Annotated in this window: 3 protein-coding genes; all 3 read left to right on the top strand. The window is 60.0% G+C overall.

Annotated elements, in window-relative coordinates; all coding sequences use genetic code 11:
* Nucleotides 1-225 precede the first annotated feature (225 nt).
* The 3 genes from C2L80_RS13155 to C2L80_RS13165 are packed head-to-tail and all read left to right on the top strand — an operon-like array spanning nucleotide 226 to nucleotide 4129.
* A complete protein-coding gene (locus C2L80_RS13155) occupies nucleotides 226-2625 on the top strand; it encodes a DMSO/selenate family reductase complex A subunit (protein ID WP_103263355.1) in 2400 nt (799 codons plus the stop codon).
* A gap of 15 nt (nucleotides 2626-2640) precedes the next feature.
* Nucleotides 2641-3261 carry a DMSO/selenate family reductase complex B subunit gene (locus C2L80_RS13160; protein ID WP_103263356.1) on the top strand — a complete coding sequence of 207 codons (621 nt, stop codon included), beginning with the start codon at nucleotides 2641-2643 and terminating at the stop codon, nucleotides 3259-3261.
* A gap of 13 nt (nucleotides 3262-3274) precedes the next feature.
* Nucleotides 3275-4129 carry a dimethyl sulfoxide reductase anchor subunit family protein gene (locus C2L80_RS13165; RefSeq protein WP_157941099.1) on the top strand — a complete coding sequence of 285 codons (855 nt, stop codon included), beginning with the start codon at nucleotides 3275-3277 and terminating at the stop codon, nucleotides 4127-4129.
* Nucleotides 4130-4698 lie beyond the last annotated feature (569 nt).

A 4698-nucleotide genomic window follows, 5' to 3' on the forward strand; every position in this document is an offset into this window, starting at 1 on the left:
CTCTTTGCATGCGGCGAGGAGGGGGATGCCCCCCCTCCCCTCCCTTTTTCATGTGCGGATCCTCTCCCTTCCGAAAAACGCCCCTTCTGTCACCCGTTTGTATGTGATGCCGTGTGACCTGCGAAAATAACAAATTCGCATGTTTTATGTGACACGCGCCTTAGCTGGAATGGGTATGGTTGGCGTGCTTTGACGAGAGTGCGTTCGAGAAGAAGGGGGAGTGCAATGTCTGAAGCAATGCCGACTTTGAGCCGTCGCGCGTTCGTGAAGACGACGGGAGCGCTCGGCGCGCTGGCCGCCGTCGGCGGCGCGGCTGCAACCGATTCGCTCTTCGGTAGCGGCGTGGCCCAGGCGTCCGCCGACAGCGAGGAGAAGGTCACCTGGGGCCACTGCGCCATCAACTGCCCGGGCCGTTGCGCCTTGCGCATCCATACGAAAGATGATGAGGTCGTGTGGGTTGAAGGAGACACGTCGGACGACAACAACATCGACGATATGCAAGTCAGGTGCTGCTTGCGCGGGCGTTCGTATCGTCGATGGATCAACCACCCTGACCGATTGAACTATCCCATGAAGCGCGTTGGACGACGCGGGGAAGGGAAGTTCGAGAGGATATCTTGGGACGAAGCCATTGATACGATTGCCGAAAAACTGAAGTACACCATCGACACGTACGGCAATGAAGCGATCTACATTCACATGGGTTCTGGCACCAGCTCCACCACAGCGCGTCCGTATTGGCGTATGTTCAATGTGCTCGGGGGATCTCTGCAGTTTTACGGCAGTTATTCAACTCACCAGCTTTCCTATACGACGCCGTTCGTCATCGGTTCGGGATCCGGCTCCACGCTCAATGTGATTGACGATGCCACGCTGTACTTGGCTTTCGGCTCCAACACCACGGTGACGACGCAGGGTGGTGGCTGCGGGCACACCGACTATGTTCGTATGCGCGAGAAGACCAAGGCGAAGATCATCCATGTCGACCCGCGTCTGACCGATACCGTGGCCGGACATTGCGACGAGTGGTTGCCCATCAATCCGGGAACCGACGCCGCACTCATCGCCGGCATCGCCCATTATCTCATCGAGCATGATCTGGTCGATCTGGACTTTCTGCACACTTACTGCGTGGGCTATGATGAAGAGACGATGCCCGAAGCTTACAAGGGCAAGAACATGTCCTACTACGCTTACATCATGGGCGAGGGCTACGACAAGGTGGAGAAGACGCCGGAGTGGGCTTCCAGGATCACGGGAATAGCTCCCCAGAAAATCGAGGAATTGGCGCAGGAGATCGGCACCACCGAGGCATTGTTCGTCGATCAAGGGTATGGCTCTCAGCGCAGGAGCAACGGCGAATGGAACTGCTGGGCCATCATGGCGCTTCCCGCGCTGGTGGGGCAGGTTGGAAAGCCGGGAACGAACAGCGGATACCCTCATGGAAGCTACTCGATCAGCCTGACCTCCATCCCCAATCTTGACAACCCCATAAAGGCGCAGATTCCCTGCTACCTTTACACCGACGCCATCGACCATGGGCACGAGATGACCGCCAAAAATGCCGGCGTCAAGAGCGGTGACGCGGTGAAGAGCGACATCAAGTTCATGTTCTATGGGGCGGGCAACTGCTTGACCAACCAACATGGCGATATCAACCGGACCCACGACATCCTGGCAGACGAGAGCAAGTGCGAGTTCATCGTTTGCACGAACACGGTTTTGTGCGACTCCGCGAAGTACGCAGACATTCTCCTTCCCGACTCGTTCCGCTTCGAGCAGGTGTCGATGATCGGCACGGGTGGCGATACGGGCTACATGATTGCCGGCCAACCGTGCACGAGCAGAAAGTTCGAGCGCAAAGATCCTTACGAGATCGCCACGCTTATCTCGCGGGCCATGGGCACCGAAGAGGAGTTCACCGAAGGCAAGACCCAAGAGGAGTGGATCAAGGAGCTCTACGAGAAAGATCGTGCCAAGGACCCCTCTCTGCCCACGTACGACGAGGCAATGGAGATGGGAGTGTACAAGAAAGCGAATCCCAAGGGCAAAACCATTGCGCTCGAGGCGTTCGTCGCGGATCCTTCTGCGAACCCGCTTAAGACCGCATCCGGCAAGATCGAGATATTCTCCGAGTCTATCGAGAAGCTTGCTGAAACGTGGGATCTCGCGGAGGACGAGCAGTTCCATGGCTTGCCGATGTATATTCCCGAATGGTACGGCGTCGAGACGACGACGGAAGAGAACCCCCTCGTATTGACGGGATTCCACTATCGCGGTCGCCAGCATTCTTCTTGGGGCAATATCGATATCTTGAAAGAGGCCAACCCTCAAGAGGTGTGGATCAATCCCGCCGATGCGCAGGAACGGGGTATTGCTTCGGGCGATACCGTTGCTGTGACGAATGATTTCGGCGAGACCCATCTGCTTGCCAAAGTCACCCCGCGTATCGTGCCTGGAACCGTTGCTATATCTCAAGGTGCTTGGCATGAAGCGGATATGTACGGCGATCGCGTGGACAAGGGTGGATGCATCAACACGCTCACTTGCTATCGTCCTTCGCCGTTGTCGAAAGGCAATCCGCAGCATTCCAATATCTGTCAAGTGACGAAGATCGCGGGTTAAGGAGGGAAGCGAGTCATGACTCAATATGCGTTCTATTTTGATGGCACTCGCTGCACGGGCTGCAAAACCTGTGAGTTCGCTTGCAAGGATTATTACGATCTGAGTACCGAGTTCCAATATCGCAAGGTGTACGAATGTGCCGGCGGGACGACCGAGAAGAATTCCGATGGGTATATCGAGACAACCTGCTTCGCCTACTACGTGTCCATGTCGTGCAACCACTGCGATGATCCGTCATGCGTAGAGGTGTGCCCGACGGGTGCCATGCACAAAGACGCCGAGACGGGCCTTGTGTCCGTGGACGCCGACAAGTGCGTGGGTTGCGGTTACTGCCATATGGCGTGTCCCTACAACGCGCCGAAGGTGGATCGCGAGAAGGGTCATTCTGTGAAATGCGACGGTTGCGCAGAACGCGTGGCGGCTGGCGAGCGGCCTATTTGCGTTCGCGCGTGCCCGGCGCGCGCCCTCGACTTCGGCACGGTGGAGGAGATGTCCAAGCTGGGCGAGCGCGGCAACATCGCACCTTTGCCCGAGCCCTCGTACACGAATCCGAACCTCTACATCAAGCCCTCGGCGGACGCGCTTCCTGCGGGGCACGAAGATGGCAAGGTCGTCAATCCCCTGGAGGTGATGTAGCATGGAGGCCGCTTTGAACGAACTGCCGTTGGCGCTGTTCACCACGCTGGCACCGATGGGCGCAGGCGCGTTTGTCGCCCTGGCGTGCGCGCTGTTCACCACGACGTTCTCCGACGAGCAGCTAAGGAAGATCGACCGCTTCATGGCCATCCCTCTGATCGTGGTGCTGGTTGGGTTCGTCGCGTCGTTCTTCCACTTGGCGAGCCCTCTGCATGCTCCGCTGGTGTTCGCGGGCGTCGGCTCGTCTCCGCTGTCGAACGAGATCGTGGCGGGCTGCATCTTCACGGTGCTGGCCGTGGTGTATTGGATTATGGGTGTGACGGGCAAGCTGCCGGCGAGCGCGCGCAAGGGGTTCGCGGCCGTGGTGGCCGTGGCGGCGATCGTGTTCGCGTGCTTCACGGGGTTGGCGTACGTGATGGACACCATCGCGTCGTGGAACAGCCCGCTTGTGCCGGTGCAGTTCGCGGGCTTCGCGCTGACGGGCGGCATGGCGCTGGGCGCTTTGGTGCTGACGCTGGCCGGAGCGCTTGACGATGCGGCGAAGGGCTCGTTCAAGACGGTGGCCCTCGCGGTGGTCGCCGCGGGCGTGGTGCTGGCCGTGGCGGCGTTCTGCGCGCATGTCATGGGCGTCTCCGGTTTGTCGAACGCCCTGGAAAACGGTGCCGACCTGGTGTCCGGGGTCACGTCGTTTGTGGTGCTGGCTGCCGTTTTGCTGGCGGCGTCCGGCGTGGCGACCGTCCTTGCGGTGCGCGGCATGAGCCCGATGGCGCTCTCGTTGGCGGCCGTGGTGCTGGCCGTGGCGGGCATCTTCGTGGCGCGCCTCGTGTTCTACGCGGTGCAGCTGTCGGTGGGCCTGTACGTGATGTGATCGACGACGCGCCCCGCGCACTGCGCGGGGCGCGCTGCATGCGGGGTCGCAGGCGGGGGCGAGCGCCGCGACGGGAGGGCAGGAGCGGTGCTGCGCGAAGACGTCGACGGCGTTTGCGGTTTAGTCAAGGTGGAGGACGATGTCTTGAGGTGCCGCCCCTGCGGGTTGCGTTTCGAGGGCGAGCCACCCGTCATGCGGGCGGTTGCGGGGTGCGGCCAAGGTTGGGTGCCTCGATTGGCTATTGGCCCGCCGCCAACTGCTGATCGGCCAAAACGTAGGAGCTTCGATCGGATTTCGGCCCGCATCGCGACTACTGGCGACCAAGGCATGCATAGGGTCTTGGAAGCGAAGGCTTCGGTAAAGAAATGGAAAATTTATCCTCGTATATTACCGTACTTGCTTGCAAGTGGCTCGAAAAGGAGTGAAATGCTCCTTGAATATCCGCTTGGGGGTGCGGACGTTTTTCCGGACGGCCTAGGCGGCCAGCCCCAGCCGCCTCCTGCGGCCGGCTATCGTATCGTACACCTTGCGCCCTCCCTCGTCGAACGCCTTCAGCCTCCCCTCCCGGT

Origin of the sequence: Rubneribacter badeniensis (assembly GCF_002899695.1) — a bacterium.
Lineage (GTDB): Bacteria > Actinomycetota > Coriobacteriia > Coriobacteriales > Eggerthellaceae > Rubneribacter > Rubneribacter badeniensis.